This is a genomic window from Amphibiibacter pelophylacis (genome assembly GCF_037688875.1).
Classification (GTDB): domain Bacteria; phylum Pseudomonadota; class Gammaproteobacteria; order Burkholderiales; family Burkholderiaceae_C; genus Amphibiibacter; species Amphibiibacter pelophylacis.
In genome coordinates, this window is record NZ_JAWDIE010000009.1 from 33,934 (window position 1) to 60,117 (window position 26,184).

The 26,184-nt window shown below is 68.5% G+C and carries 26 protein-coding genes and 1 tRNA gene; 14 read left to right on the forward strand and 13 right to left on the reverse strand.

The genetic code is table 11. From position 1 onward, the window contains the following. Positions 1-12: 12 nt before the first annotated feature. Positions 13-1,278, reverse strand: coding sequence for a sugar ABC transporter substrate-binding protein (locus tag RV045_RS07255; RefSeq protein WP_423235114.1), 1,266 nt, complete (start codon positions 1,276-1,278; stop codon positions 13-15). 183 nt (positions 1,279-1,461) lie between these two features. On the opposite strand from RV045_RS07255, the gene RV045_RS07260 reads away from it, so the two are divergent. The 3 genes from RV045_RS07260 to RV045_RS07270 are packed head-to-tail and all read left to right on the forward strand — an operon-like array spanning position 1,462 to position 5,360. After that, positions 1,462-2,499, forward strand: a complete 1,038-nt coding sequence (locus RV045_RS07260) for a LacI family DNA-binding transcriptional regulator (RefSeq protein ID WP_423235115.1) — start codon at positions 1,462-1,464, stop codon at positions 2,497-2,499. Between the two features lie 32 nt (positions 2,500-2,531). Next, positions 2,532-3,938, forward strand: coding sequence for a glycoside hydrolase family 32 protein (locus RV045_RS07265; RefSeq protein ID WP_423235116.1), 1,407 nt, complete (start codon positions 2,532-2,534; stop codon positions 3,936-3,938). A 30-nt stretch (positions 3,939-3,968) separates the two neighbouring features. Next, entirely contained in the window at positions 3,969-5,360 is a 1,392-nt protein-coding gene (locus tag RV045_RS07270; RefSeq protein WP_423235117.1) for a GntP family permease, read from the forward strand. 196 nt (positions 5,361-5,556) lie between these two features. On the opposite strand, the gene RV045_RS07275 is transcribed toward RV045_RS07270, so the two are convergent. Next, positions 5,557-6,942: an amidase gene (locus RV045_RS07275; RefSeq protein WP_423235118.1), complete on the reverse strand. Its 1,386-nt coding sequence runs from the start codon at positions 6,940-6,942 to the stop codon at positions 5,557-5,559. 90 nt (positions 6,943-7,032) lie between these two features. Then, positions 7,033-7,109 (reverse strand) — tRNA-Pro (locus RV045_RS07280). 147 nt (positions 7,110-7,256) lie between these two features. Here RV045_RS07280 and RV045_RS07285 point away from each other — a divergent pair. Then, positions 7,257-9,461: a malate synthase G gene (locus RV045_RS07285; RefSeq protein WP_423235119.1), complete on the forward strand. Its 2,205-nt coding sequence runs from the start codon at positions 7,257-7,259 to the stop codon at positions 9,459-9,461. 20 nt (positions 9,462-9,481) lie between these two features. After that, positions 9,482-10,099, forward strand: a complete 618-nt coding sequence (locus RV045_RS07290; RefSeq protein WP_423235120.1) for a 5-formyltetrahydrofolate cyclo-ligase — start codon at positions 9,482-9,484, stop codon at positions 10,097-10,099. Here RV045_RS07290 and rarD read toward each other — a convergent pair. Beyond that, positions 10,081-10,953, reverse strand: coding sequence for an EamA family transporter RarD (gene rarD / locus RV045_RS07295; RefSeq protein WP_423235121.1), 873 nt, complete (start codon positions 10,951-10,953; stop codon positions 10,081-10,083). The genes RV045_RS07290 and rarD overlap by 19 nt on opposite strands. A gap of 153 nt (positions 10,954-11,106) precedes the next feature. Between rarD and RV045_RS07300 the strand changes: the two genes are divergently transcribed. After that, positions 11,107-11,328, forward strand: coding sequence for an HP1242/YdcH family protein (locus tag RV045_RS07300; protein WP_423235122.1), 222 nt, complete (start codon positions 11,107-11,109; stop codon positions 11,326-11,328). A gap of 79 nt (positions 11,329-11,407) precedes the next feature. Here the strand turns inward: RV045_RS07300 and RV045_RS07305 are convergent, their stop codons facing one another. The 5 genes from RV045_RS07305 to rpe form a co-directional block, all read right to left on the reverse strand. After that, positions 11,408-12,001, reverse strand: a complete 594-nt coding sequence (locus RV045_RS07305) for a chalcone isomerase family protein (RefSeq protein WP_423235123.1) — start codon at positions 11,999-12,001, stop codon at positions 11,408-11,410. Continuing rightward, positions 11,970-13,175 carry a class I SAM-dependent methyltransferase gene (locus RV045_RS07310; protein ID WP_423235124.1) on the reverse strand — a complete coding sequence of 402 codons (1,206 nt, stop codon included), beginning with the start codon at positions 13,173-13,175 and terminating at the stop codon, positions 11,970-11,972. Before RV045_RS07310 ends, RV045_RS07305 begins: the two co-directional genes overlap by 32 nt. Beyond that, entirely contained in the window at positions 13,172-13,957 is a 786-nt protein-coding gene (locus tag RV045_RS07315; protein ID WP_423235125.1) for a DUF1365 domain-containing protein, read from the reverse strand. The genes RV045_RS07310 and RV045_RS07315 overlap by 4 nt, the downstream gene beginning before the upstream one ends. Next, positions 13,954-15,330 carry an NAD(P)/FAD-dependent oxidoreductase gene (locus RV045_RS07320; RefSeq protein ID WP_423235126.1) on the reverse strand — a complete coding sequence of 459 codons (1,377 nt, stop codon included), beginning with the start codon at positions 15,328-15,330 and terminating at the stop codon, positions 13,954-13,956. The genes RV045_RS07315 and RV045_RS07320 overlap by 4 nt, the downstream gene beginning before the upstream one ends. Before the next feature lie 120 nt (positions 15,331-15,450). Next, a complete protein-coding gene (gene rpe, locus RV045_RS07325) occupies positions 15,451-16,194 on the reverse strand; it encodes a ribulose-phosphate 3-epimerase (RefSeq protein WP_423235127.1) in 744 nt (247 codons plus the stop codon). An 80-nt stretch (positions 16,195-16,274) separates the two neighbouring features. Between rpe and apaG the strand changes: the two genes are divergently transcribed. From apaG to RV045_RS07355, 6 genes are all read left to right on the forward strand, one after another. Further along, positions 16,275-16,649: a Co2+/Mg2+ efflux protein ApaG gene (apaG, locus tag RV045_RS07330; RefSeq protein ID WP_423235128.1), complete on the forward strand. Its 375-nt coding sequence runs from the start codon at positions 16,275-16,277 to the stop codon at positions 16,647-16,649. A 31-nt stretch (positions 16,650-16,680) separates the two neighbouring features. Then, positions 16,681-17,928 (forward strand): murein transglycosylase A, encoded by a 1,248-nt coding sequence (gene mltA, locus RV045_RS07335; protein WP_423235129.1) that lies wholly within the window; start codon positions 16,681-16,683, stop codon positions 17,926-17,928. 16 nt (positions 17,929-17,944) lie between these two features. Further along, the gene (locus RV045_RS07340) at positions 17,945-18,358 is read left to right on the forward strand and encodes a hypothetical protein (protein ID WP_423235130.1); all 414 of its coding nucleotides are present in this window, start codon (positions 17,945-17,947) and stop codon (positions 18,356-18,358) included. 32 nt (positions 18,359-18,390) lie between these two features. Then, entirely contained in the window at positions 18,391-18,675 is a 285-nt protein-coding gene (locus tag RV045_RS07345) for a BrnT family toxin (protein ID WP_423235131.1), read from the forward strand. After that, the gene (locus RV045_RS07350; protein WP_423235132.1) at positions 18,659-18,952 is read left to right on the forward strand and encodes a CopG family antitoxin; all 294 of its coding nucleotides are present in this window, start codon (positions 18,659-18,661) and stop codon (positions 18,950-18,952) included. Before RV045_RS07345 ends, RV045_RS07350 begins: the two co-directional genes overlap by 17 nt. Before the next feature lie 89 nt (positions 18,953-19,041). Beyond that, positions 19,042-19,350 carry a YciI family protein gene (locus RV045_RS07355; protein ID WP_423235133.1) on the forward strand — a complete coding sequence of 103 codons (309 nt, stop codon included), beginning with the start codon at positions 19,042-19,044 and terminating at the stop codon, positions 19,348-19,350. 13 nt (positions 19,351-19,363) lie between these two features. On the opposite strand, the gene RV045_RS07360 is transcribed toward RV045_RS07355, so the two are convergent. Continuing rightward, complete coding sequence (locus tag RV045_RS07360) at positions 19,364-21,496, reverse strand: exonuclease domain-containing protein (RefSeq protein ID WP_423235134.1); 2,133 nt, start codon at positions 21,494-21,496, stop codon at positions 19,364-19,366. 110 nt (positions 21,497-21,606) lie between these two features. On the opposite strand from RV045_RS07360, the gene RV045_RS07365 reads away from it, so the two are divergent. Further along, positions 21,607-23,106: a putative nucleotidyltransferase substrate binding domain-containing protein gene (locus RV045_RS07365; protein WP_423235135.1), complete on the forward strand. Its 1,500-nt coding sequence runs from the start codon at positions 21,607-21,609 to the stop codon at positions 23,104-23,106. A 12-nt stretch (positions 23,107-23,118) separates the two neighbouring features. On the opposite strand, the gene RV045_RS07370 is transcribed toward RV045_RS07365, so the two are convergent. Genes RV045_RS07370 through RV045_RS07380 form a run of 3 tightly spaced genes read right to left on the reverse strand, consistent with a single transcriptional unit; the run spans position 23,119 to position 25,207 of the window. Further along, positions 23,119-23,679: a bifunctional adenosylcobinamide kinase/adenosylcobinamide-phosphate guanylyltransferase gene (locus RV045_RS07370; RefSeq protein WP_423235136.1), complete on the reverse strand. Its 561-nt coding sequence runs from the start codon at positions 23,677-23,679 to the stop codon at positions 23,119-23,121. Beyond that, positions 23,676-24,686, reverse strand: a complete 1,011-nt coding sequence (gene hslO / locus RV045_RS07375; protein ID WP_423235137.1) for an Hsp33 family molecular chaperone HslO — start codon at positions 24,684-24,686, stop codon at positions 23,676-23,678. The genes RV045_RS07370 and hslO overlap by 4 nt, the downstream gene beginning before the upstream one ends. Next, positions 24,683-25,207 (reverse strand): gamma carbonic anhydrase family protein, encoded by a 525-nt coding sequence (locus tag RV045_RS07380; RefSeq protein ID WP_423235138.1) that lies wholly within the window; start codon positions 25,205-25,207, stop codon positions 24,683-24,685. The genes hslO and RV045_RS07380 overlap by 4 nt, the downstream gene beginning before the upstream one ends. 133 nt (positions 25,208-25,340) lie before the next feature. On the opposite strand from RV045_RS07380, the gene RV045_RS07385 reads away from it, so the two are divergent. After that, positions 25,341-26,183 (forward strand): ferritin-like domain-containing protein, encoded by an 843-nt coding sequence (locus RV045_RS07385; RefSeq protein WP_423235139.1) that lies wholly within the window; start codon positions 25,341-25,343, stop codon positions 26,181-26,183. Position 26,184 lies beyond the last annotated feature (1 nt).

The window sequence follows — 26,184 nt, forward strand, 5'->3', positions numbered from 1 at the left end:
CCTGACTGGGGCTCAGCGGTAGCCGTTGTTCTTCTTCAGGTCGGCGTCGATGGCGTCGGCGGCGCTGTCCAGAGCGTCGGCCGCATCACCGCCATTGGCGATGTCCGACAGGGCCTTTTCAAACGCGTTCGAGGCCAGGGCGTAGCCCGGTGAAACCGGACGCAGCGTGGCCTGGCGCTTGGACAGCTCGAAGAAGACCTCCAGCGGGCCGCCCTTGGCGTAGTTCTTCGTCATGGCGGCGGCGCTGGGCGTGGACGGGATCAGGCCGATGGCGTCCGAGAAGGCGGCCAGGTATTTGTCCTGAAGCGCGAAAGCGATGAAAGCGTTGGCGCCCTTGGCGTTTTTCGTGGTGGCTGACACGCCGAACTGCCAGGACGCGGCGCCGATCTTCGGGCCTTTGCCGAAATCGGGGGCGGGCAGGAAGACCAGGTCTTTGCCGTATTTTTTCAGCGCGGGCAGGGCGGCCCAGTTGCCGTTCCACTGCAGGGCGTATTTGCCGTCCAGGAAGCCGGTGTCGCGCTCGGCGCCGCTCTGCGAAGTGCCCGGGGTCAGCTTGCGGGTGAAGAGGCTCTTCCACCACTCGCCAAACGCCACACCGGCCGGGCCGTTAAGCACGCCGTTGGATTTGCCCGCGGCCGGGTCCAGCAGGTTGCCGCCCGCGCTCTGCAGGAAGGGGCCAAAAGCGTAGGAGTACCACTCGCCCTTCCAGGCCAGTCCCATGTCGATGGGGTACTGGAACTTGCCGCTTTTTTGCAGCGTGACCAGGGCCGCGTCAAACTCGGCTTTGGTCCAGGGCTTGTCCAGCGTCGGGATGCGGATCTTGTTGGCTTCCAGCACCGATTTGCGCGCAAACACGGCCACCGCCGCGTCCCACAGGCCCACCGAATACACCTTGCCGTTCCACTTGCCGATGGTGCCGGGCAGGAAATTGTCCAGCTTGCCCTTGGGCAGATCCAGCGGCTGCAGATACTTCGACCAGGCCCAGTTGGGCATGATGGGCCCGTCCACGTCCATGATGTCGGGCAGCTTGCCCGCCACCGCCGCCGCCACCACCGAGGTGTTGTAGGCCTCCTGCGGGAACTGCTGCAGCGAGACCTTCCAGTCCTTCTGGCTCTTGTTGAAGTCGTCGATGATGCCCGTGATGATTTTCTTTTCGTCCGGGTTGCCTGCACCGTGGTACCACATGGACAGCGAGGTCTGGGCCTGGACGGACACGGCCGTCAGGGCGGCAAAGGCAACGGCGCCAAGGCGCAGGCAGGCGGAGAGGCGGAGGGTCATGGTCGGCTTTCGCTCAGGTGAGTGGATCTGGCAGGGTCTGCGCCAGCGCGGTTCTGAAGAATGGACAAAATGACAATGTTGTCATTTGTCTGAACTTTAGGCAGCAAAGAGGGCCGAATCCATCGGGGCAAACCCTGGATCGCGGCATTAAACAACGTTGTCTTTTTCTGGGATGATGAAGGCATGAGCACGATCCACGATGTCGCCCACCTGGCGGGGGTTTCGATCAAGACGGTGTCCCGCGTGGTCAACCGGGAATCCGGCATCCGCCCGGCGACGCTCGAGCGCGTCACGCAGGCCATCGAAAAGCTTTCCTACCGGCCCCACCGGGGGGCGCGCATGATGCGCTCGGCCAAATCCGGGCTGGTGGGCATCGTGACGGCGCGGCTGTCGCTGTCCGGCGGGCCCAATGACGACATCGGCCTGTCCGACATGCACCTGCTGCGCGGCGCGCACCGCGTGTGCCGCGAGGCTGGCATGACGCTGCTGATGGCCGATGCGGCTGGCGACCCGAACGCGGTGGCCGATCTGCTGGACACTTTCGCCTCCCACCAGGTCGAGGGCGTCATTTTTGTGGCGCCGTCCCACCAGCTGGTGCCCATGCTGCTGAAGTCCGACGTGCCACTGGTGCTGGCCAACTGCTTTGATCTGCTGGGAACGACGTCGGTGCTGCCCGACGACGCGCTGGGCCAGCGGCTGGCGGTGGAGCGCCTGGTGGCGCTGGGCCACCGCCGGATCGGTTACGTCGGGCTGCCGGAAACCAATGTGGCGGGCCGACTGCGCAAGGCCGCGTTCATCGAAACCTGCCAGGCGCAGGGCCTGAGTCCAGCCGATTGTCCTGCGCTGATCGGGGCCACCGCCGACGGGCCGAACACCTTCGCCCCCCTGGCGGCCGCGCTGGCCGACCTTGTGGCCCGGCCGCAGCGGCCGACCGCGCTGTGCCTGGGCAACGACATCATGGCCCTGCACGCCATCCGCTGTCTGGAGCAGCTGGGCCTGCGCCTGCCGCAGGACATGGCCCTGATCGGCTACGACAACGATTCCACCCTGTGCAATGCGCTGCGGCCCCGGCTCAGCACCATCACGCTGCCCTACGAGGCCATGGGTGCCCGGGCGGCCGAACTGCTGCTGGAGCGGCTGGCCCAGCCGGATCAGCCCGCCCAGACCTGTCTCGTGCCCTGCGAAGTGGTCCTGCGCGATTCCTGCCCCGCCCTGAACTGAACTGCTGACCCCATCTGATCCCCGGAGCCCCCATGCCCGCCATCGACCACCGCCCCATTTTTCACCTGACCGCCCCGTCGGGCTGGATCAACGACCCCAACGGCGTCTGCCACCACGGCGGCCGCTACCACGTGTACTACCAGCACAACCCCGGCGCCAACCGCTGGGGCGACATCCACTGGGGACACGCCAGCAGCGCGGATCTGGTCCACTGGCGCGACGAGCCGCTGGCGCTCGCGCCCTCGCCCGGCGACGATCAGGGCGGATGCTTTTCAGGCAGCTTCGCCCGGGTCGATGGTATGCCCACGATGTTCTACACCGGCTACACGCCGCAGCGCCAGGTGCAGTGCGTGGCCACCAGCCAGGACATGATCCGCTGGACCAAACACCCGCAGCGCACCCTGGCCGAGCCGCCGCCGGGCGTGGAGGCGCACGATTTCCGCGACCCCTACGTTTTTGCGCACGAGGGCTGGTGGTACATGGTGCTGGGCGCCGGGCAGGAGCACCGCCGCGCGCAGTGCCTGATCTACCGCAGCCCGGACGGCGTGCACTGGGAGGATCGCGGCGTGCTCTTTGCCGCGCCCCACGCCCGCCATGGCGTGATGTGGGAGTGCCCGAACCTCTTCCCGCTGGGCGACCGCTGGGTGCTGACGGTCTCGCTGTGGCAGGGGCCCGGCGCGCTGGCCTGGGTGGGCCGCTTCGAGGGCGAACGCTTCCTGCCGGATCACGAAATGGTGCTCGATGGCGACAGTGGCGCCTTCGCCCACCTGGCGATGCGCGCGCCGGACGGCCGCACGCTGCAATGGGCGTGGATGAACGAGCAGCGCGACCAGGGCCTGATCGATCTGGACGGCTGGGCGGGTGCGCTGAGTGTGCCGCGCGAACTCTCGCTGGACGCCCGGGGCCGCCTGCTGCAGGCCCCGGCGGCTGAAGTGGCGCTGCTGCGCGGCGATGCGGCCGACGTGGCGGCGACCGGGCTGGATCAGGGCGTGCTGCACCGCTTCCAGGGGCGGCACCTGGACATCGAGGCCGTTTTTGAAGCGCCGGAGCGCGGTCGCCAGGGCCTGAACCTGTGCGCCGCGCCGGATGGCAGCGAGTTCACCCGCGTGGTCTACCAGCCCGAAATGCGCCGCCTGAGCATCGAGCGCGCGCGCAGCTCGCTGACCCGCGAGGTCAGCCACCAGAATCTGCACGCCCACCTGGCGCTGGACCCCGCCGAAGCGCTGGAGCTGCGCGTCCTGCTCGACGGCAGCGTGCTGGAGGTCTTCGCCAACCGCCGCGTCTGCCTCAGCACCCGCGTCTACCCCCAGAGCGCCGCCAGCCGCCTGGGCGAAGTCTTCAGCGAAGGCCCCGCGCGCGCGCAGTGCGCGGTGTGGCGCATGCGGCCGATGTGGGCGGGGAAGCGGGCTGCAGCGCTGTCCGGCCCTGCTGACCTATGATGCATCGGACCGTTTGCCCGAAAGTACGCCATGTCTCCCTTTGATATCCAGCTGCTGATCACCGCTTTAGTCAGTGTGCTTGTTCTGGTCGCGCTGATTGTGTCGCGCATCCGCATGCACCCCCTGCTGGCCTTGCTGATTGTCTCGGCGGGTGTTGGTCTTGCTACAGGCATGGCGCCCACGGATATTGCCAAAAACCTCACCAGCGGAGCGGGCAAGACGCTGGGCGCTGTGGGGGTCGTCATTGCGCTAGGAGCCATGCTGGGCAAAATCCTGGCGGATTCGGGAACCACCGAGCGCCTGGCCAGTGCAATCCTGCGCCGCACCCCGGATCGCATGATTCCCTGGGCGATGACGCTGGTGGCTTTGGTCGTCGGAATCCCGATGTTCTTTGAAGTCGGACTGGTGGTGATGTTGCCGCTGATTTTCAGCGTGGCACGAAAGCTCGAAAGCCGGGAGCATTTCCGGGGCTCTGCGTATGTTTATGTGGGCGTCCCGGTGATCGCGGCGCTGGCGGCCATGCACGGAATGGTACCGCCGCACCCGGGGCCGCTCACCGCGATCGCCACGCTGAAAACCAGTGTCGGACCCACGATGGTTTACGGTTTCATCGCCGCGCTACCCGCCATGGCCCTCGGCGGGCCGCTTTACGGCGCTTTCCTCACTCCCCGCATGACGACCCGACCCGACAGGGCCCTGCTCGACCAGTTCACCACCACAACGCAGCAGGTGGGACCTGCGCCCACTCAGCCAGGCGTGGGCCTCGGCGTGCTGGCGGCCCTGCTGCCCGCGCTGCTGATGCTGGTCAATGCTCTGGCCGAAATGCTGCTGCCTGCCCACGCCCCTTTGCTGCGCGTCTCTGCCTTCCTGGGCAACCCGCTGATCGCCATGCTGCTGGGTGTGCTCTTTGCGGCGGTTGCGCTGGTGTATGCGCGCGGCGGATCTCCCGAAAAACTGCGTGAGGCCCTGGGGCAGAGCCTGAAACCCGTGGCCAGCATCATGCTGATCATTGCGGGCGGCGGTGCTTTCCAGCAGATCCTGACGGCGGCCAAGGTGGGCGATGCCATCGTGCACCTCACCCACCAGTTCGCCTTCCCGCCGCTGGTTCTGGGCTGGCTGATCGCCATGCTGCTGTCGGTCTCTACCGGGTCGGCTACCGTGGGCATCGTGGGTGCCGCTGGGCTGCTCGCGCCACTGGCGGGCAGCGATCCGACCTTGAACCTTCCGCTGCTGGCACTGGCCATCGGCTGCGGATCGCTGTTTTTCAATTACGCCAACCACGCCGGGTTCTGGCTGGTGAAGGAATCCTTCGGCATGACGATGGGCGAAGCCACCCGGACGATTTCCGTGGTGCAGTCCATCGTGGCCGTGGTCGGTTTGATCGCGGTACTGCTGTTCAACTTGCTGCCTGCGATCGGGTGAGTGCCCCTCCGGTTATCCCGCCGCCATAGCCAGCATCACGACCATGTTGGCCGCATCGGTTGGCGCCCGCGATTGTCCCGACCCCGCCGTTATGGGCTTGTAAGTGACGCCCCCACGCTGGACAGACTCTGGCCGTCACACATGCAGCGGACTGCTTTCATGCGGCAGATTCTGCCCCCGTGCGTTTCGCCGGCGATCAGCCCCGCAGCAGCGGTTCCACCGCCAGCGCCAGCGACAGCAGATGGCTGTCCTGACCGCCCGCTGCGGCCAGGCTGAAGCCCACCGGCGCCTCGCCTGGCGCGTGGCAGGGCAGCGAAATGGCGCAGCCGTCCAGGACGTTGATGATGGCCGGGTTGCGCAGGATCAGGCCGTTGGCGGCGAAATAGGCCGTGTCGCTGCGCTCCAGATCGGCGATTTTGGGCGCTACGACGGGTACGGTGGGCATGACCAGCGCGTCGAAGCCGGAGAGCAGCGCGCCCATGTCCTCGATCCAGCGCTGGCGCCGGGCCAGCAGTTCGATGTAATCGGCGGCTGTTACGTCACGCCCAGCCTGAATGCGGACCAGTACGCGTGGATCGTATTCGGCCTGCCGCGCGGGCAGAAAGCGGCGGTGCCAGGTCCAGGCTTCGGGCGGCGAAAAGCCGCCTTTGGCATTGATTCCGGGCAGCTCGTCCAGCGGCGCCACGCGCTGGTGCACCAGCTGCACGCCCGCCTGCGCCAGGCGGTCCAGGGCGCGGGTCCAGCTGGCCCGGACCGTATCGTCCATGCCGTCCAGCACCACATTGTCCGGCACCAGAAATCGCAGTCCGCGCACGGTGGCGGGCCGCAGGCCGGTGTGGGGCTCGCCTGACAGCACGGCGTCCATGGCGATGCAGGTGCTGACGCTGGTGGCCAGCGGGCCCAGCGAATCCAGTGTGGGCGACAGCGGCACCGTGCCCTGCAGCGGAACGCGCCGCGCCGTCGGCTTGAAGCCGACCAGGCCGCACAGCGCGGCCGGAATCCGCACCGATCCGCCCGTGTCCGAACCCAGCGCGGCGACCGCCATGCCCTCGGTGATGGAAATGGCCGCGCCCGATGACGAGCCGCCCGGAATCCGCCCGCCGCCGTCCGCATCGCGCTGCCACGGGTTGCGCGGCGTGCCGTAATGCGGGTTGATGCCCAGACCCGAAAAGGCGAATTCGGTCATGTTGGTGCTGCCGATGATGACCGCGCCCGCGTGGCGCAGGCGCTGCACCGCTTCGGCCGATGCGCTGGCGGGCGGCGCGCCATCCAGCACGCGCGAGCCGGCCCGCGTGGTGTAACCGGCCACGTCCAGCAGATCCTTGACGGAGATGGGCAGCCCTTCGAGCGGTGAGCGCGCCAGCCCGGCGGCGCGCAGCGCATCGCTGGCGTGCGCCTCGGCCCGCGCTGTCTTGCGGAAAAGTCGGGTGAACACACGGGGCCCTTCGCCCGTTTCGGCACGGGCCAGCGCGAGCTCGGTCAGGGCGACCGAGCTGATGCCCCCGGCCAGGTCTGCAAGGCCAGCCGGCGCTGTTTCCGGAAACGGCGTCACAGAGGATGTCAGAGAAGGGGAGCGCTGCATGGAATGTCCTTGGCTGGGGCTACAGGCCGGGATTGCGCGGGCACAAAAAAGCCCAAGTGCCTGAAACACTTGGGCTTTTTTGATGGTGTCTGGTCGGGGTGAGAGGATTCGAACCTCCGGCCTCTACGTCCCGAACGTAGCGCTCTACCAGGCTAAGCTACACCCCGAAAATGCAGCCCGAGATGATAACCCAAATTTTGCCGTTTGCGTGCGGCGCGTGCAAGGCCGGGCGGGCCGTCGCGGGCTGTCAGACTGTGATGGACTCGGCCAGTATGATCGGGCGATTGACTGACTTGCCTCTGGACGGAATCCCCATGACCAACCGCATCGACTGCGCCGGCCTTCAGGTCGCGCCCCAGCTTCAACAGTTCATCGACAGCGAAGTGCTGCCCGCCGTGGGCCTGACGCCTGACGCGTTCTGGCCCGGATTTTCGGCCATCGTCCACGACCTGGCGCCCAAAAATGCGGCCCTGCTGGCCGAGCGCGACCGCCTTCAGACGGAACTCGACACCTGGCACCGCGCCCACCCCGGTCCCATCCAGGACATGGCGGTCTACCGCGACTTTCTGGAGCGCATCGGCTACCTGGTGCCGCAGCCCACCGGCGTGCAGGCCACCACCGCGAATGTGGATGACGAGCTGGCGCGCCAGGCCGGTCCGCAGCTGGTCGTGCCCATTCTGAACGCGCGTTACGCGCTCAACGCCGCCAACGCGCGCTGGGGCAGCCTGTACGACGCGCTCTACGGCACCGACGCCATCCCCGACAGCGATGGCGCTGAGCGCACGCCCGCTTACAACCCGGTGCGCGGCGCCAAAGTCATCGCCTACGCCCGCGCGGTGCTGGACCAGGCCGCGCCGCTGGCGGGCGGTGCCAGCCACGCCGACAGCACCGGCTACGCGGTGGTGAACGGCCAGCTGGAAGTCAGCCTGAAGGACGGCCGCCGCGTGGGTCTGCAGGACGCGGCGCAGTTCCGCGGCCATCAGGGCGATGCGGCAACGCCCACCGGCATCCTGCTGCAGCACAACGGCCTGCACATGGATGTGCGCATCGACGCCAGCCACTCCATCGGCCGTACCGATGCGGCGCACGTGGCCGATCTGGTGATGGAATCGGCGCTGTCCACCATCCTGGATCTGGAGGATTCGGTCGCCGCCGTGGACGCCGAAGACAAGGTGCTGGCCTACCGCAACTGGCTGGGCATCCTCAAAGGCACGCTGACCGAAGCCGTCAGCAAGGGCGGCAAGACTTTCACGCGCGGGCTGAATCCCGACCGGGTTTACACCGCGCCCGACGGCAGCGCGCTGGCACTGCACGGCCGCAGCCTGATGTTCGTGCGTAACGTGGGCCACCTGATGACCAATCCGGCCATCCTGTGGGGCGAGGGCCGCGAGATCCCCGAAGGCATCATGGACGCCGTCATCACCACGATGATCGCGCTGGTCGACCTGCGGGGCCTGGGCACGCCCGGCATCCGCAACAGCCGCACGGGCAGCGTCTACATCGTCAAACCCAAAATGCACGGCCCGGCGGAAGTCGCCTTTGCGGCGGAGATTTTCAGCCGCGTCGAGCAGCTGCTGGGCCTGCCGGACAGCACGGTCAAGCTGGGCATCATGGACGAAGAGCGCCGCACCAGCGTCAACCTGGCCGCCTGCATCGCCGCCGCCGCCAGCCGCGTCGCCTTCATCAACACCGGCTTCCTGGACCGCACGGGCGACGAGATGCACACCTGCATGCAGGCCGGTCCGGTGCTGCGCAAGGGCGACATGAAATCCAGCGCCTGGATCACCGCCTACGAGAAAAACAACGTGCAGGTCGGCCTGGCCTGCGGCCTGCGTGGTCGCGCCCAGATCGGCAAGGGCATGTGGGCCATGCCCGACCTGATGGCCGCGATGCTGGAGCAGAAAATCGCGCATCCCAAAGCGGGCGCCAATACCGCGTGGGTGCCCAGCCCCACGGGCGCGACGCTGCACAGCCTGCACTATCACCAGGTCAAGGTGGCCGACATCCAGATCGCCCTCGAAGACGCTGCCGCCAAGGCCGATCCGGCCCAGCAGCGCGCCAGCCTGCTGGACGGCCTGCTGACCATCCCTGTGACCGCGACACCCGACTGGTCCGACGCCGAGAAACAGCAGGAGCTGGACAACAACGTCCAGGGCATTCTGGGCTATGTGGTGCGCTGGGTGGACCAGGGCGTGGGCTGCTCCAAGGTGCCCGACATCCACAACGTCGGACTGATGGAAGACCGCGCCACGCTGCGCATTTCCAGCCAGCATATCGCCAACTGGCTGGCCCACGGCGTGGTCAGCGAGGCGCAGGTGCGCGCCACCTTCGCGCGCATGGCCCAGGTGGTCGATGCCCAGAACGCGGGCGATCCGGCCTATAAATCTCTGGCCGCTCACCCCGAAGGCGCCGCCATGCAGGCCGCACTCGACCTGGTCTTCAAAGGCCAGCAGCAGCCCAGCGGCTACACCGAGCCACTGCTGCATGCGTGGCGGCTGCGGGTGAAGGCGGGGGGCTGAGCGCTGCTATCATTTCCCCCATGAGCGCCACCCCCCCCTCCTTCAACTGGCAGCAGACCTGCAGCGACAAGAAACAGCTGCGCAGGCAGCTGCAGATGGAGCGCCAGAACATGGCGCAGCGGGCTCGCAGCACCGACGATCTGCAGACGGTGCTGCGCCTGTGGCTGGCCACGCGGCGCGAGAAAACCATCGGCGCGTACTGGGCGATCAAGGGCGAGTTCGACCCGCTGCCCGCGCTCTTTCGCTGGTGGGAGTCCGACGGGCCCAATGCGCGCCAGGAGCGGCGCATCGGCCTGCCGGTCATCAACCGCGAGACGCGCCACCTGACCTTTCACGTCTGGTACCCCGGCTGCCCCATGGAGGACGATGCCTACGGCATCCCCAAACCCAAGGACACCGAGGCCTTCCACCCCGAGCTGCTGCTGGTGCCCTGCGTCGGTTTTGGTCCGGGCGGCTACCGCCTGGGCTATGGTGGCGGGTTTTACGACCGCACGCTGGCCGATCTGCAGCCGCGTCCGGTGACGGTGGGCGTGGCTTTCGAGCAGGCTTTCGTGCCCTGGCTGAAGCCCGAGCCGCACGATGTCCCGCTGGATGTCATCCTGACCAACCAGGGCGTGGTTTACGACCGCCACGACTGACGGCGCGGACGCTGGCGCAGGGCGTCGGCGCTGTAGATCAGCAGCGCAATCCAGATCAGGGCGAATCCCGCCAGGCGCGCGGCGTCCAGCCGCTCTTCAAACACCAGCCAGCCCAGCGCAAACTGCAGCGTCGGGCCCAGATACTGCAACAGGCCCAGCGTACCCAGGCTGACGCGCTGTGCGCCATAGCCAAACAGCAGCAGCGGGATGGCGGTGAGCGGCCCGGCCAGCACCAGCCAGATCCAGGTTTCCGCGCTGTGACCGCCGCTGCCCTGCCCCAGCCAAAGCAGCGCGGGCAGCGCGATGGGCGCCAGCACCAGGGTTTCGAGCGCCAGGCCTTCCAGGGCGCCCAGGCGGGCCAGCTTTTTCAGCAGGCCATAAAAGCCGAAACTGCCCGCCAGCGCCAGCGCGATCCAGGGCGCCGCGCCCTGCGCCACCGCCATCCACACCACGCCCGTGGCCGCGATGGCCAGCGCGCCCCACTGCAGGCGGCGCGGGCGCTCGCCCAGCACCAGCACGCCCAGCAGCACGTTGACCAGCGGGTTGATGAAATAGCCGAGGCTGGCCTCCAGCACATGGCCGTGGTTGACAGCCCAGACATAGATCAGCCAGTTGCACGACAGCAGCAGCGCGGCCGCCGTGAAGGTGGCCAGCACGCGCGGCTGGCGCAGCACGGAAGTCAGCCAGGCCCAGCGGCGCTGGATCAGCAGCAGCAGCGCGACGAAGACCAGCGACCAGACCGAGCGGTGCGCGACGATCTCCAGTGCGTCCACCGCCTGCAGGCGGTGAAAGTACAGGGGAAAGAGTCCCCACAGGATGTACGCGGCCGCGGCGGCCCAGAGCCCCTGGTTCATGGTGGTGCGGCCCCTGGAGGGCGATGCCGAAAGTGACGCATCTTAGCGGACGCCGCCTGCACCCTCGCCCGCCAATGCGGTCCGGGAGTGGTAAGGTTGTGGCGGAGGCTCCAGCAGGTGCGGGAGCCATTTTCAGCAGTTCAAGGAGAGCCCATGTTTCCGGAGTACCGCGATCTGATCAGCCGCCTCAAAGGGCATGACATCCACTTCACCCGCCTGTTCGACAAGCACAACGAGCTCGATCACGTCATCAAGAACAAGGAATCCGGCCTCGATCCCAGTTCGCAGACCGAAATCGAGCAGCTCAAGAAAGAAAAGCTGCACCTCAAGGACCAGCTTTACGTCCACCTCAGACAGGTCGCGGCCAAGGAATAAGGCCCGCCGCAGGGCCGCGCGGCTGCCCCTGCACAAGCGCCCGCACCGCGCCTTCCGGGGCCGCCGTGCGGGCGCCCTGTCATCCGCGCTGCAGCAGCGCCTTGCGCAGGTCGGGCGCGCTGGTTTTCTCGCTCAGCCAGATGCCAAAGAAGATCGGGCAGAAGCCCGCCGCGCTGATCTGGCCGGTCGGCGTGCTGTTGTGCCAGAAGCGCGCCGAGTCACCCTGCCACACGCCCCAGATCGTGTCCCCGGACGAAACGCCCGGCAGCACCTTGGCCATCAGGGGCTCCCACTGATCCATCTGCGCGTCGCTGGCGCCCAGGCGGCGCATTTCCTGCACGCCGGCCTGCACGAAAATCGACGACGACAGCCCCCGCTTGTAAACCAGCTGCAGCGCCAGCGGCGGTTGGCCGGGCGCGCCGTCGGCGCTGGCCCACAGCGTGGCGCGGTAGAGCGAAATCCCCAGGCGGCTGAAATCGCCGCTGCCCCAGCGCATCAGGCCCTCGACGGGCGGGCCCTCGGCGGCGTGGGCCAGGCCCGCGTGGCCCAGCAAAGGCGCCAGCGGGATCAGCGCGGAAGCACCCGCCACCTGGCCAACACGGCCCAGAAACTGGCGGCGGCTGGAAGAAGGGCTGGACCGCTCAGGCGTGTTGCAGTTCGAATTGGATGACATCGGTGGTTCCGGCCTGGAAGCCGGCCTCGCAGTAAGCCAGATAAAACCGCCACAGTCGGCGGAACGGAGCATCAAAACCCAGCGGCGCAATGTCGTGCCAGCGCGCCTCAAAGCGCTCGCGCCACTCGGCCAGGGTGCGGGCGTAATCCAGACCGAAGGCGTGCGCGTCGCTGACCTTCAGCCCCTGGCGCCGCGCCTGGCGCTCGAACACCTGGCGCGACGGCAGCATCCCGCCCGGGAAGACGTGCTGCTGGATGAAATCGGTGCTTTTGCGGTAGGCGGAGAACAGATCGTCGCGCAGCGTGATGGCCTGTACCACCGCCTTGCCGCCCGGTTTGAGCGACTGCGACAGCGTGCGAAAGTAATGCGGCCACCAGCGCTCGCCGACCGCTTCGATCATCTCGATCGAGACGATGTGGTCGTAGCGCTCGCGCGTGTCGCGGTAATCCTGCAGGCGCAGATCGGCCTGCGGCACGCGCTGGCGGGCGAACTCCAGCTGCGCGGGCGACAGCGTCAGGCCCGTCACGGCCAGGCCGTCCTCGACCGCCATTTCGGCGAAACCGCCCCAGCCGCAGCCGATCTCCAGCACGTGCGCGCCCGTGGGTTGGCCGCCGTGCAGCCGGTCCAGGATGCGGCGGTATTTGGCGCGCTGTGCGCTCTCCAGCGTCGCGTCCTGCCCGGGCAGGAAGAGCGCCGAGGAATAGCTCATCGTGCCGTCCAGCCACTGGCGGTAAAACTCGTTGCCCAGATCGTAGTGGGCCATGATGTTGCGCTGGCTGCCTTTGCGGCTGTTGCGGTTCAGAAGATGGCGCAGGCGCGCCATCAGCAGCCGGGGCCACGAGCCGTACACCGCGCGGCGCAGCGCGGCGTGGTTGCGCGCCAGCAGGGTCAGCACGTCGGCCAGGCTGTAGCCCTCGCCCGCGTCCCATTCGCCCTCAATGTAGCTCTCGGCCAGACCGATGTCGCCGTGCGCCAGCACGCGGCTGAAGAGGGCCTCGTCGTGCACGCGCAGGGCCGCCACGACCGGCCCATGGCCGAAGCGGTGGCGCTGGCCGTCGGGCAGATCGAGCTGCAGGCTGCCGCCTTCCAGGCCTTCGAGCAGTTCCAGGACGGTGCGGGTGTTGCGCGAGCTGGCGGGCAGCGGCGCACGGATGGTGTTCAGTGCCAGAGTCATGATGCAAGCTCCTTGCCTGAGGCCGCGGGTGTGCCGTCGCGGCCGTGAAAGGGAACGCCCTTGATCCACAGGATCAGGGCCTGCCAGTGGATGCGGGCGACCACGCCCAGCGTCATCATCGGCATGCGCGCCAGTGCGCCCAGCAGAGCGCGCACGCTCCAGCCGCTGGCCCGGCCGGCCAGGGCGGTCTGCAGCAGCGGGCCCTGGTCGTCGTCGTAATCGATCCAGGCCACAGGGCGCTGCGTGTCGCGCTCGAAGCGGAAGCGGTAGCCGCCCTGGATCTGGTTGAAGGGCGACACATGCAGCGCCTTGTCAGCGGTCAGCTCGTCGCCGGGCTGGATGGCGCGGCCATCGGCGTGGTGTAGCAGGTAGTTGTGGCGCTGGCCAAAGGTGTTGCGCACTTCGGCCAGCACGGCGCGCAGCGCGCCCTGCGCGTCGTGGCAGTACCAGAAGCTGACCGGGTTGAAGGCGTAGCCCAGAATGCGCGGCATGGTGTGCAGGACGATGTCGCCATCCACTGGCAGACCGCGCTCGCGCAGCAGGCCGTCCATCCAGGCGTCCAGCGCCGAACCGTCGCGCGGGCCGTGATCGCGCGGCTGAAAGGAGAGCAGGTTCCAGCGGCCCACGCCAAACACGGCGCAGCGCGCTTCGTCCAGACGGCGCAGCGGCAGCTGCACGAAAAACGTCGGGTAGTGGAAAACGTGATCGCGCGGGCGCAGGCGCCGGTGCATGACGCGGCCCAGAAAGAGCTGGGGCGCTGAAGCCGTGGCGGGCGTGCTCATGCGCTGACGGCCTCCGGCGCGGGCGCAGGGGTCACTGACACGCTGGACGCCGACCAGGGCGGTTCGATGCCAAAGCCGCGAGCCACGGCCAGCGCCGACATCAGCCCATCTTCGTGGAAGCCGTAACGTCCCCAGGCCCCCGCCAGCCAGATGCCGCCTTCGCCCTGCACCTGCGGCAGGCGCTGCTGCGCGGCCACGGCGGCGGCGTCAAACACCGGGTGGGCGTAATCGAACTGCGCGTGAATGTGCTCCTGCGCCACCGGGCGCGGCGGGTTGAGCGTGACCACCACCGGCGTGCTGAAGGGCAGCGGCTGCAGGCGGTTGATCAGGTAGGACACGCCCACCGACGCGTCGGCTTGACCCGCGCGGGCCGGGCTGTCGGCCAGATAGTTCCAGGCCGACCACAGACGGCGGTCGCGCGGCAGCAGCGCCGGGTCGGTGTGCAGCACAGCGCGGTTGGGCTGGTAGCGCACGGCAGCCAGCACCTCGCGCTGGCCGGGGCTGGCGGTGTCGCCCAGAATCTCCAGACTCTGGTCGCTGTGGCAGGCCATGACGACCTGGTCAAAATCCTCGGGGCCGCTGTCCAGCAGCAGGCGCACGCGCGGCGCGGCGCCGCTCTCAGCCGCCAGACGCTGCACGGCGCGCACGGGCGAGCCGGTGCGGATGTCGTCGAGTTGATCAGCGATGCGGCGCACGTACTCGCGCGATCCGCCCTGCACGGTGCGCCACTGCGGGCGGTCGAAAATCTGCAGCAGGCCGTGGTTGACGCAAAAGCGCACGAAAGGCGCCAGCGGCATGTCCTGCATCTGCGCGGTCGGGCAGGACCAGATCGCCGCCGCCATCGGCAGCAGATACCAGTCGCGGAAAGCGGTGCTGTAGCGCCCGGCATCCAGAAACTGGCGCAGGCTCATTCCGCCGCTGGACTGGCCCTGGGCGTGAGCGGCCAGCCAGGCGGTGCTCTCGCGGTTGAAGCGCAGGATGTCGCGCAGCATGCCCCAGAAGGCTGGGCTGACCAGGTTGCGCTTCTGGCCAAACACGGTGGCCAGCGTGCTGCCCGCCCATTCCAGGTTGGGCTGGTTCAGGCTGACGGCAAAGGTCATCTCGGTGGGCACAGAAGGCACGCCCAGATGCGCAAACAGTGCGATCAGGTTCGGGTAGGTGCGGTCATTGAAGACCAGAAAGCCGGTGTCGACCGGGTGGGTGTGACCATCGACCGTGACATCGACGGTGTTGCTGTGGCCGCCCAGACGAGGCTCGGCTTCGAACAGCGTGACGCGGTGGTGGCGGGACAGCAGCCAGGCGCTGGCCAGTCCGGCGATGCCCGCGCCGACGACGGCAATGCGTTGCGGGGATGAAACTGTGTGGGCAGGCATGAATGTCTCTTGGGGATCTTCTGTTGTTGTGTGCTTGGACATGTCCTGATACGCGCAAGCCGCGCCTTTGGATGCAGGTGCGGTGCGCAGTCTGGGCCCGCCGGGGCGCCTGCTGCCCCCTCAGGCGGGGGGTTCTGCGGGGTGAGAGGCCGAGGATGCGGCCAGCGCCTCGCGCATCTGGCGGATGACGTGCGCGTAATCGCTCTGGCCAAAAATCGCGCTGCCCGCCACGAAGGCGTCGGCTCCGGCGGCAGCGGCGGCAGCGATGTTGTCCACCTTGATCCCGCCATCGACTTCCAGACGGATGTCGCGCCCGCTGGCCGCGATGCGCTGGCGCACGGCGCGGATCTTGTCCAGTGACGTGGGGATGAAGGACTGCCCGCCAAAACCGGGGTTGACGCTCATGATCAGGATGAGATCCAGCCGGTCCATCACCCAGTCCAGCACCGACAGCGGCGTGGCGGGGTTGAGCACCAGCCCCGCACGGCAGCCCGCCCCCTGGATCAGCGACAGCGTGCGGTCGACGTGCGCGCTGGCTTCGGGGTGGAAGCTGATGATGTCAGCCCCGGCGGTGGCAAAGGCCTGCGCCAGCTCGTCCACGGGCTGGACCATGAGGTGGACGTCGATGGGCGCAGGCGTGCCGTCGGGTTTGACGGCGTGTTTTTTCAGCGCCTGACAGACCATGGGGCCGAAGGTCAGATTGGGCACGTAATGGTTGTCCATCACGTCAAAATGAATCCAGTCGGCGCCAGCGGCCAGCACGCTGCGCACCTCCTGGCCCAGGCAGGCAAAGTCAGCGGCCAGCAGGCTGGGCGCGATGACCGAAGGGATTCCAGAAGCGGCGGCAGGGCGAGGTGGCGTCATGTCGGAGTCGGGGGGTGGGTTTTTCGGCCAAAATAAGGTCAGACTGTCCATCCAAATCATACCTGTCCCCACCTGCGCCCATGTCCCACCCTGAATTCTCCTGTCACGTCGTGGTCAATCCCCTGCACGCCGAAACCGACCCCGGCCAGAACCGCCACGCCTTCGCTTACACCATCACGGTGCGCAACACGGGGGACGTGCCCGCGCAGCTCATTGCGCGCCACTGGCTGATCCACGACGCCAGCGGCGGCACGCAGGAGGTGCGGGGCCTGGGCGTGGTGGGCAAACAGCCCATGCTCAGCCCCGGCGAATCGTTCGAATACACGAGCTGGGCGGTCATTCCCACGCCGCAGGGCAGCATGGAAGGCAGTTACCTGTGCATCACCGAAGCGGCGGAAACCTTCGAGGCCGCCGTCCCCGAATTCGCGCTGGCGCGCAGCCAGCACCTGCACTGAATCCTGCACCGAGACCTGGACCGAGATGCCCATGATGACGATCTCTCCCGCGCACCCTCGCGCGCGTTTTTTTGGCCTGGCCGCTCTGGCGCTGACGGCCTTCCTGTCCGCCTGCACCAGCCCCCGTCCGCCCTCGATGGGCGCCGCGCAGCCCCCGGCGATGCCGTCGCAGTCGGTGGCGGCGCAGGACCCCAGCCTGACGCAGCTCAGCGGCCCGGCCGAAATGCGCCAGCCTGCGTCGCGCTGGCTGGCCGTGCCTTACACCGCGCTGCCGGGCTGGCAGCAGGACGATCTCTCGCAGTTCTGGACCGCTCTGCAGGCCAGCTGCGGCCGCGTCAGCCGCGCCATGGCGCCCGTCTGGACACCGGTCTGCCGCGACGCCGCGCGCCTGAACAATGCGCCCGCCGACCAGCAGCGCCTGTTTCTGCAGCGGCGGCTGCAGCCCTACCGCATCGAAGCCGTGTCAGGTGCGGCGGCAGCGCAGCCCGATGTCGGTCTGGTCACCGGTTATTACGAGCCCATCCTGCACGCCAGCCGCCTGCCCCAGGGCGATTTCCGCGTGCCGCTGTGGCGTCCGCCGGCTGATCTGAAAACCCGCGTGCCCTACTGGACACGCCAGCAGCTGGACACCCTGCCGCAGGCGCAGGCCTCGGTGGCGGGGCAGGCCATCGCTTACGTGGCCGACCCGGTCGAGGCGCTGATCCTGCAGATCCAGGGCAGCGGCCGCGCCATCATCACCGAGCCCGACGGCCGCCGCATTTATTCCCGCCTGAAGTTTGCCGGGCACAACGGCCAGCCCTACCGATCAGTCGGTACCTGGCTGATCCAGAACGGCCAGATCACGCCCGCTCAGGCCAACTGGCCGGGCATCAGCGACTGGATGCAGCGCAACCCCGACCGCGTGCAAAGCCTGCTGTGGCAGAACCCGCGCGTCGTCTTCTTCCAGGAAGAAAAAATGGCCGAGCTGCCGCCCGGCGCCGACGCCGATCACGACATTCCGGGCCCGGTGGGCGCGCAGGGCGTGCCGCTGACGGGTGGGCGCTCGATCGCGGTCGATCCAGGCAGCATCCCCTACGGCACGCCGGTGTGGCTGTCCACCACCGAGCCCATCAACCTGCAGCCGCTGCAGCGCCTGGTGATGGCGCAGGACACCGGCACGGCGATCCGGGGCGCCGTGCGCGCCGATTATTTCTGGGGCGCGGGCCAACGCGCCGAGCAGGCCGCTGGCCGCCTGAAAGCGCCGCTGCGTCTGTGGGCGCTGTGGCCCCGTCAACTCTGAACGCGGAATTGCGATCATGAAAAAAGGCATCCTGCTGAGTCTGCTGGCCATTGCGCTGATCGTGGTGGCGGTGCTGCTGATGCTGCCCGTCGGTTACTTTGACCCGGACAGCGCATCGCCGCAGCCCGACACGGCGGCGGTGCCCGCTGCCCCCGACGCAGCCCGCCTGCCCGCGATTGGCATCAATGGTTCGGCCGACCCGACCGCGCCCCTAGCCCCCGCTGACCCGAATGCCGCGCTGCAGTCCGGCCAGGCGCCGGCCGCGCCGGGGGCGGCCAACCCGGAGCTGGTCGAACGCGCCATCCAGCAGGCCGAGCGCGAACTGCACAGCGCCCCCAACCCCGCCAGCGACGCGCCGATTCCCTGCGACAACGACCTGTCGGCGACGTCGGACTGCCCGCCGGGGCTCAATGGACAGCGGCCGCAATGACAAATGTCCATACATGCGTGTAGCATGTGCTCATGAAAGTTGCGGGCTTCGACTGGGATGACGGCAACTGGCCCAAGTGCGGCAAGCATGGGGTTTCCCGGGAGGAGATCGAGCAGGTCCTGAGTGGCGCACCGCAGGTCATGCCCGACCCCAACCCGGCAGAGCCCCGCTTGCGCGCCATTGGACAGACTCTGGAGGGCCGCCATGTTTTTCTGGTGTTCATGCTGCGCCCAAAGGCCTCAGGTCTGTTTTTGCGCCCCATCAGCGCCCGTTACATGCACACAAGGGAGATCCTGCGCTATGAAGAATCCCGCTAAACCCATGCCGACGCTGTACAGTGACGAGGCGGCCGAAGAGTTTGTGGCGACGGCTGATCTGACGCAGTACGACCTGAGCGGTTTCAAGCCGATGCAGTTTGAGTTCCAGTCCAAGTCGGCGGCCCTGAACCTGCGGATTCCGCCCAGCCTGCTCGAGGCGCTCAAACGTAAGGCCAGCGCCAGCGGGTTGCCTTACACCCGCTACGTGCGTCTGCTGCTAGAAAACGATGTGGGTCGTCCGGATCGGGCCACGCGGTCTGGAACTGATCTGAACTGATCCCCCACAACCCCGCCAGCGACGCGCCGATTCCCTGCGACAACGATCTGTCGGCGACGTCGGGTTGCCACTGACGCGAAGGAGTGATGATGAGTCCCCAGTCTCTCTTTGTCATCGTTTTCACCGACCGGCCTGGTCAGGGAGCGCTGAGGGCTCAGCACCTGACGGCGCATATTGCCTGGCTGGAGGATCAACGCAAGATCGTTCCCGTCGGCGGGTCACTGCGGCGTGAGCTGGGCGAAACCCCAGTTGGCGGTCTGTGGCTGGCCCGGGCCGATTCCAAAGAAACGCTCGACGCGCTGATTCGCACCGACCCGTTTTACCTGGCAGGCTTGCGCCAGGGGTGGGAAATTTTCCACTGGTCCAAGGCCAATGCGGAGCGGCTTGAACTGATCTGACCTTTCCGCGAACCTACCCACCCCGCCCCAGCGGTGAGCGCTGTGAGGCTTGGCGGGCCTGGCCCAGGGTGTGGATGCCCTGGGTGGCCAGCAGCGGGATCAGGCGCAGCAGAACCTGCGCAGTGACCAGCGCGTCGCCCAGCGCGGTGTGGCGGTTGACGACCGCGATCTGCAGGCGCTCGCACAGCGCGTCCAGGCTGTGCGAGGGCGCGTCGGGCTGCGCCACCCAGGACAGCAGCATCGTGTCCAGCACGGGCTGATCGAAGCGCACGCGGCACACGCCTTCTTTCAGCATCAGAAAGCGCATGTCAAACGCCGCGTTGTGCGCCACCAGCACGCTGTCGCGCGCGAAGGCGTGGAACACCGGCAGCACCTGCGCAATGCCGGGCTGGCCGCGAACCTGATCGTCGGTGATGCCGTGAATGGGGATGCCGGCCAGCGGAATCGGCTGCCCCGGATCAACCAGCTGCTCGTAGCCTTCGTGCGCCAGGCAGCGCCCGCCCACTACACGCACCGCGCCGATCTGGATGATCTCATCGCCCTGGTCGGGATGCAGGCCGGTGGTTTCGGTGTCAAAAACGGTGTAGATCAGATCGGTGAGCGGCCGATCGTCCAGCGCCGTGTCGCTGGCCTGGCGCGTGAACAGATCGACATCGACAAACTCGGGGCGAGCGTCCAGCGTGGTCAGCGCCGGCGGCGCCGCTTCGGTCTGCGCCAGCGGCAGCTGCAGGCGGAAATAAAGCTGCTGCAGCGTGCGTTCGCGCTCCAGCCAGAAGGCGGCGTGGTGGCGCGCCAGCACTTCGCGCACGGTGAAGCCCAGCGGCTGGCCCTGCAGCGTCAGCGCGTCCTGCTCCCAGGCCATGGCGGCTTCGGTGCTCATGGCCTGGCCCAGCCAGATCAGGTCCAGATACGCCGTGTCGTCCGTCGCCGTCAGGCGCAGTTGCACAAAGCGCACGTCGCGTTCGTCCTTCAGGCGCTCGGCCAGCGCGGCCAGCATGTGGATGAGCGCGTAGCTGTCCACGGACAACCAGATTCCCTGCGCGGCGGCGGCCTCCAGCAGGTCGGTGGGGCGTGGCATGACGCGGTCCATCTGGCGGCGCAGCAGACTCAGCAGGTCGCTGGCGGACAGCTCCTGCAGCGGCCAGCGCACCGAATACTGCTGCGCCGTGCTGTCCTGCAGCGCCTGCGCGCGGGCCTGCAGGCGGGCCAGTGGCTCGGTCGCGGAGGCGCTGTGCAGCGCGGCCAGCGCCTCGTCGGCCAGACCACGCCAGGCGGCAACGCTGGACTGGTTCTGCGCCTCGCGGGCCAGATCATGCGTCAGATCGTCCAGCAGTAGCACGTAGGCCTGCGGATCGCTTGTGGCGCCGGGCTGGGGCGCTGCGTCCAGGCCGCGCACGGCGCTGATCTGCACGCGCACCAGCTGGCCCTGTCCGCCCGTGGTGACAAAGCGCGTGCGCGCCGTGCGGGCCGGATCGCGCCGCGTCAGCTCGACCAGCTGCTCGATGGCGTGGGCCAGCAGGCGCGCGTCCAGCGCGTGGTACAGGCTGCGGCCCAGGCCCAGCAACTCGCTGCCCGCGCGGGCGGCAGACTGGCCTGAAGCGCCGGAGCCGGAAAGGTGACCGGAAAGGTGACCGGAAAGGCGACCAAACATGCCGCGCGCCTGCTGGTTGTAGAGCAGCACGCGACCTTCCGGGTCGCAGACGACCAGGCTGTGGCCCAGTTCGTCGATCAGCGCGGCCAGGCGCTGCTTTTCGCGGGCCACGCTGGCGCTGGCGCGGTCGATGTGGCCTTGCAGATCGTCGCGCTCCTGGCGCTGGCGCTGCAGCAGACGGTTGAGCGAGCCCAGCAGCTCCTGCACCGGCGCGCCGCCCGCCACGGCGATGTCACCAGAGACGCCGCCCGCTTCGCGCAGCTTCAGCGCCTGCGCCACCTGCGGCCACGGCGCCAGATGGCGCAGCCACAGCGCACGCAGCGCGGCCAGCAGGCCGCCCGCCCAGATCAGCGACCACAGCACCGTCAGCCCGCCCCGGTCTGCGCCCGCGTGCTGCCAGATCAGCAGACCGCCCAGCGCGCCCAGCGCAGACCAGGCCAGCACAGCCGCCCACAGCAGCAGCACGGGGCGAGGCAGGGCGGCGGTGGGGCTCATTGGGGTCTCCTCATCGTTTATCCGAGTGTTTGCTGCGAGAAAGGTCGGCGGGGCACACTGCGTGACAACATCCTCCATGCATCTTCCACCACGCTGACAGCCTGGCCATCATGTCCGACAAAAACACCCCGACAGTTCCACCCGCGCTGGAGAGTGCCGCCGTTCTGGCGCCTGACCCGGCCATGGCGCTGACCGGCACGCCGGTGCGCGAGCTGCTGCGCAAGGCGCCCATCAGCGTGGCGCCCGGCACGTCGATCCGCGATGCGGCGGTGCTGATGAGCGAGCACGGCGTCTCCTCGGTGCTGGTGGTGAACGAGGGCCGCCTGCAGGGCATCGTCACCGACCGCGACCTGCGCCGCCGCGTTCTGGCGCTGGGCCGCGAAACCAGCGCCCCGGTGCTGGAGATCGCCACCCTGCTGCCGCGCACGGTGCAGGCGCAGGACACGGCGTTTGACGTGATGCTGCTGATGGCGCGCCACAACATTCACCACGTGCCCGTGCTGGACGGCGCGGCGGTGGCGGGCATGGTCACGTCCAGCGACATCCTGCGCCAGAACAACGGTTCGGCGCTGGTGCTGGCCGCCGAAATCTACCGCCAGCCCGATCTGGCCGGTCTGGTCACGGCCAGCGGCCGCATCCGCACCGTGCAGCGCCAGCTCGCCGCCGCGCGTGCCAGCGCCTACAGCACCGGCCACATCGTCACCGCGCTGACCGATGCGCTGACCGCGCGTCTGCTGCAGCTCGCCGAACGTCGTCTCGGGCCACCGCCAGTGCCTTACGTCTGGGTCGCGGCGGGCTCGCAGGCGCGCAACGAGCAGACGGCCAAATCTGATCAGGACAACGCCCTGATCCTGGATGACGCCTACAGCCCGGCGCTGCACGGCGAGTATTTTGAATCGCTGGCGCGCGAGGTCTGCGCGGGGCTGGATGCCTGCGGATTCGTGTTCTGCCCGGGCGAGATGATGGCGCAGACCGACACCTGGCGGCAGACCGAATCGGCCTGGAACGCGCTCTTTGCCGGCTGGACGCGCCAGCCCGACCCGACCGCGCTGATGCTGACCTGCGTGTTTTTCGACCTGCGCGGGGTTTACAGCGGGGGCGGCAGTGGCGATATGTCGCTGCTGGAGCGCGTGCGCAGCCGCGCGCTGGGCTCGACGCGTGGCAACAGCCTCTTTCTGGCGCACATGGTGCGCAACGCGCTGTCGCACACGCCCGCGCTGGGCCTGTTCCGCCAGCTCAGCACTCGCCGCAAAGGGCCGCACAAAGGCACCATCGATCTGAAAATGAACGGTGTGGTGCCCATCGTTGATCTGGCGCGGGTCTACGCGCTGGCGGCGGGCCGCCCCGAGGTCAACACGCACGACCGGCTGGAATGTGCCAGCCGCAGCTGCGAGATCAGCGAACAGGACGCGCGCGACCTGCGCGACGCGCTGGAGTTTCTGTCCTCCACCCGCATCGCCCACCAGGCGGCGCAGACGGCGCAGGGCCAGCTGCCCGACAACCACCTCGATCCGCAGGAGCTGTCCAACTTCGACCGCAAGCAGTTGCGCGACGCCTTTGTCGTCGTCCAGACGCTGCAGGCGGGGCTGGGCAAGCGTTACGCCCTCTGACGGCCGGGCCGCTCAGCGCAGCGTCAGGGCGCAGCCCGCCACCATCAGCGTCACCCGCTGGGCCTGCGCGGCCATGGCCTGGTTGAGCCGCCCCAGCGCGTCCACATAGGCGCGCACGGGCGCGGCCAGTGGCACGACGCCCAGACCAATCTCGTTGCTGACCAGAACCACCGGCCCGGGCGCCGCCCGCAGCGCGTCCAGCGTGCGCGCCTGCAGATCCAGCCAGGCGGATTCTGTGAGCGCATTGTGTGGCGGCGGTGGCATCAGGGCGTTGACCAGCCACAGCGTCAGGCAGTCGATGACCAGCAGGCGCTGCGGGCTGCTTTGCGTGCGCACGGCCTCGTCCAGCGCCAGCGGGCATTCCAGCGTGGCGGCGGCGGGCAGGGTGCGGGCGCGGTCGGCGCGGTGGCGGGCGATGCGCTGGGCCATTTCGCCCGCCGTGTCCTGCGCGGTGGCGATGAACAGGGCCTCGTGGCCCGCGCTGCGCTCCAGCCAGTTCCGGGCGGCTTCCTCGGCGGCGCGCGATTTGCCGCTGCGCTGTCCGCCCAGGATCAGGTGCAGCCCGGCCGTCACTGCACGCCGCTGGGGCCCGGCGCGCCCTGCGGATCGGGCGTGAACAGGTGGGCGACATCGACTGCGTCGTAGCGGTAATGTTCGCCGCAGAACTCGCAGGCGATCTCGGCATGGCCACCGCGCTCGGCCAGCAGGGCCTGCACGTCGTCGTGGCCCAGGTGGCGCAGCATGCCGCCCACGCGCTCGCGCGTGCAGGTGCAGCCGTAGTGCGGCGTGCGCTGGCCCATGTCCAGCAGGGTGTCTTCCCAGAATAAGCGGCGCAGCAGCTCAGGCGCAGGCAGGGTGAGCAGCTCTTCGCGCTGGACGGTGGCAACCAGGTGGCTGATGCGCTCCACCGCGTCGTCGTGCGCGGCGCGTGTGGCGCTGTCGCGCTCGCCGCCCAGGTTGTTTTCTCCCTCGAGTGGCAGGCGCTGGATGAGGATCCCGGCCGCCGTCTCGCCGTCAGCGGCCAGCACGAAGCGGGTGTGCAGTTGTTCGCTCTGCTGCATGTAGTGCTCGAGCGCGTCGCTCAGGCGGTGCAGGGGCTGGCCGCTCGCGTCGTTCAGGGCGACGATGCCCTGCCAGGCCTGCTGGCCCGGGCGGGCGCGGCCGGGATCCAGCGTGATGGCGCAGCGGCCCAGGCCCCGCGTGTTGACCAGGCGGGCGAGGTCGGGGTTGCCGTGCGCTTCGGGCGGATGCTGGCTGTGCTGCGGCCCCGTCCATTTGCAGGTGGCGCGAAAGCCCAGGTCGTGACGCGCCTCGGCGACCAGCAGTTTCAGCGCGGCATCGCCCTGGATCTGCAGCTCAAGAGCGCCTTCAAATTTCAGATTGGCCTGCATCAGCACGGCGGCGGCGGCCAGTTCGCCCAGGGTGTCGCGCACGGCGTCCGGCAGCGGGGCCAGCGTCTGGCGGCGGCGCAGCAGCTCGCGCCAGCTGCCGCCCAGACGCACCAGCAGGCCGCGCACGGGCAGGCCATCGAACAGGAAAGACTGCAGCACATCGCCGCTGTCGGAAGTCATCGGGGTCATGGCAGTCGGCGTGCGGTGTCGCGGTGGCGCTGGGCGGTTTCCACGTAGTGATCGGCGCTGCGGCGCAGGCCGGCGATTTCTTGTTCGGTCAGCGCGCGCAGCACGCGGGCGGGGCTGCCGACGATCAGGCTGCCGTCGGGGAACGATTTGTTCTCGGTGACCAGCGCATTGGCGCCGACCAGGCAGTTGGCGCCGATGCGCGCGCCGTTGAGCACCGTGGCGCCCATGCCGATCAGTGCGTTGTCGCCGATGGTGCAGCTGTGCAGGATCACGCCGTGGCCGACGGTGACGTTCTCGCCGATGACCATGGGCACGCCCAGATCCGAGTGAATGGTGCTGTTGTCCTGGATGTTGCTGCGCGCGCCGATGCGAATCCACTCGTTGTCGCCCCGCAGCACGGCGCCATACCAGACGCTGCTGTGTTCGCCGAGTTCGACGCGGCCGACCACGTCGGCGCTGTCGGCCACCCAGGCGCTGCTGGCCAGTCGCGGGGTATCATCACCCAGTTGATGGATCGCCATGTTTTTTCCTGTTGCGGCCGCCATGCTGGCAGCCCGGTCTGGAGGGGTCTGGAAGGTCTGTGATGCCGCAATTCTACGATTGGCGCCCCGCGTGAGAGCCGCTGCCCCCGCAATCCCCCCGAACCCGTCCAGGATGGACCCAAGCCCGCCCGCTGGCCCACGCCAGCAGGCGCTGGCGGCGCTTGTTCAGGCGGATGTGGATGCCAAGCTGGTGGCCACGCAGCAGCTTTGGGCGCAGTGGCAGGCTGCGCAGGATGGGCCGCAGGCGGATCGTCTGGCCTGGCTGGATGCCGCCCGCGCCTGGCCCGAACCGCCGGAGGTTCCGGGCCGCCCAGCCCGCCCGCGGCTGCTGGACCCGAAATCGGTGCCCGCGCGCAACCCGGCGTCCTTGGCCGGTCGCCAGGCGCTGCTGCACGCCATTGCGCACATCGAGTTCAACGCCATCAACCTGGCGCTGGACGCGGTCTGGCGCTTTGCCGGAATGCCCGAAGATTTTTACGGCGACTGGTTGCGTGTGGCTTTTGAGGAATCGCAGCACTTCTCCCTGCTGCGCGATCACCTGCGGCATCTGGGGGCCGATTACGGCGATTTCGATGCCCACGATGGCCTGTGGCAGATGACGCAGCGCACCGCGCATGACATCGTGGCGCGCATGGCGCTGGTGCCGCGCACGCTGGAAGCGCGCGGTCTGGACGCCACGCCGCCCATCCAGGCCCGGCTGCGCCAGGCGGGAGACACGGCGGCGGTGGCCATTCTGGACATCATCCTGCGCGACGAAATCGGCCACGTCGCCATCGGCAACCGCTGGTACGGCTGGCTGTGCGCCCGTGAAGGGCTGGAGCCTCTGTCGCACTACCGCCGCCTGGCGCGCCAGTACGCGCCGCCCCGCCTGCGCCCGCCCATCAACTGGCCCGCGCGCGAAGCCGCCGGTTTCACCGAGGCGGAACTGGCTTGGCTGAGGCAGGAGGTGGGATGAG